The organism is Agromyces binzhouensis (genome assembly GCF_004135055.1).
In the GTDB taxonomy this organism is placed as follows: domain Bacteria; phylum Actinomycetota; class Actinomycetes; order Actinomycetales; family Microbacteriaceae; genus Agromyces; species Agromyces binzhouensis.
Window position 1 is genome coordinate 1 of the sequence record NZ_SDPL01000495.1, and the last position, 1,973, is coordinate 1,973.

The 1,973-nt window shown below is 73.1% G+C and carries 2 protein-coding genes and 1 pseudogene; 1 reads left to right on the top strand and 2 read right to left on the bottom strand.

The features are described 5' to 3' along the window. Positions 1-204, bottom strand: a pseudogene (locus ESO86_RS19260) (DEAD/DEAH box helicase); the annotation flags it as partial. A gap of 292 nt (positions 205-496) precedes the next feature. On the opposite strand from ESO86_RS19260, the gene ESO86_RS19265 reads away from it, so the two are divergent. Beyond that, entirely contained in the window at positions 497-1,024 is a 528-nt protein-coding gene (locus ESO86_RS19265; RefSeq protein WP_165308064.1) for a GNAT family N-acetyltransferase, read from the top strand. Between the two features lie 25 nt (positions 1,025-1,049). Here the strand turns inward: ESO86_RS19265 and ESO86_RS19985 are convergent, their stop codons facing one another. Next, a complete protein-coding gene (locus ESO86_RS19985; RefSeq protein ID WP_242492420.1) occupies positions 1,050-1,850 on the bottom strand; it encodes an HNH endonuclease family protein in 801 nt (266 codons plus the stop codon). Positions 1,851-1,973 lie beyond the last annotated feature (123 nt).

A 1,973-nucleotide genomic window follows, 5' to 3' on the forward strand; every position in this document is an offset into this window, starting at 1 on the left:
CCGGCCGCTCGCGACGCGCTCATCCCGCGTCCAACGCTCCTTGGGCGCCGCCTCCTCCTGGCGGTACCCGCGGTGGCCCGGGCTGCGCGAGCCGGGCTTCTGCGCGCCGCCGGCACGCGGGGTGCTGCGGCGCGAGCTCTTCGCGTACGACGGGTCGAAGTTCTTGGCGGGGCGACCGCCGGCGGGCTTCTTGTTCTTGGGCATCGGGGCTTCCTGGGTTGCATTGCGTGTACATGGCAACCGGCCGCGCGATCGCGCGGCACGACTGAGAACCCGGGAGCTTCGTCGACCGGGGCCGTTCACATACGGTGACTATCCGCGCGCGGACTGCGCGTGGAACCGGCCCTCGAGACTCACAAACCCATCCGTGCGACGTGCACGGTGTCCAGAACCGACCTCCCAACGATACCGGACACCCTCCTGTGAATCCCCTTCACGTCGCATTCCGCCGCAGGAACGTAACGGAGCGGTAACGCGACTGCCGTACGCTCTCGTCGTGACCACACCGCCGTCGATCTCCGTCGAGCCGCCGCACGCGGCCGGAGTCACACGCCTGCTCGAGGCCGGATCGTCGTACTCGCGTGCGCTCTACCCCGCGGGCGACGGGTGCCTGCAGCTCGACGCGGGCGAGCTCACCCGGCCGGGGGTCACGGTGTACGTCGCCCGCGACGACGACGGCACGGCGGTCGGCATGATCGCCCTCATCGACGACGGCGCGCACGGCGCCGGGCGGGCCGAGATCGCCCGCATGTACGTCGACGAGCCCGCGCGCGGGACCGGTATCGCGAGCCGCCTGCTCGATCGGGTCGAGACGGATGCGAGTGCGCGCGGCATCCGGGAGCTCGTGCTGCAGACGGGCACGCAGCACCTGCCGGCGCAGGCGCTCTACGCCAAGCACGGCTACCGTCGCGTGGCGCCGTTCGGCCGCTACGTCGGCACGCCCGCGAGCATCTGCATGGCGAAGTCCCTCGTCGGCTTCGGCGCCGACCTGCTCGACGAGCGTCCGCTCGCCGTGGGCGAGTAGCGCCGAACCCGGACGGGCGCACGCCTCACGCCGCCGGACGGCACCCGTCGAGCACGCGCTCGATCGCATCGCGCTCGGGCGGCGTCACCCAGAGGTCGTGCGCCGCCTTGACGGCGACCTGGCGTGCGACGTACTCGCATCGGAAGGAGCGGTTCGCGGGCAGCCACGTGGCCGCGTCGCCGGCGCCCTTCTGCTGGTTCGCGGAACCGTCGACCGCGAGCAGGTTCAGCGGGTCGTTGGCGAACGCGACGCGCTCCTCCTCGGTGAGCTGCTGCGCGCCGGTCACCCAGGCGTTCGCGAGGGGGACGACGTGGTCGATCTGCACGAGCTGCGACGTGCCCTCGCCGCGCACGAACTCGATGAGCGCACCGGTGTAGGGATCGTCGAGGATCCCGGAGAGGACGCGGCATCCCTGGGGCCGGTCGGGGTCGTCGAGGTCGCGCGCGAGCACGTCGTTCCGCGTGTCGCACCCGTTGCGGTCGACGTCGATCCACCCGTGGCCGAACGCGTCGCGTTCGTAGCCGGTCATGGCCGCGCGTCCCTTGACGGGCAACGACGCGAGGTCCGACAGCGCCGCCTCCCACTCGGCCGCCGTCAGTCCCCGCTCGACCGACGTCGCGTCGGACGCGTCCGGGTCCCCCGGCGCATCGGCCGGCCGGATCGCGGGTTCGCCGTCGAGTTCGACGACGATCGCGTCGAGGACGTCGACGAGCTCGTCCGCCGAGCAGGCGCTGAGCGACAGCGCGAGCCCGACGCCGAGGAGCACCCCCAGGGTCCGGCGTGCGGGGCGGTTCGGGGTCGCGGGGGTTCGGCGGAGTCGGGTCACGGGTCCATTCGGGATCGGGTCGGGAGCGGGTCGACCGAGCGGCGGCCGAGGGGCGGCCGAAGGGGTGCGGGTCGAGGGTCCGGGCCGGCGGCCGTGCAGGCCCCGTCGAGCGTATCGGCGCGC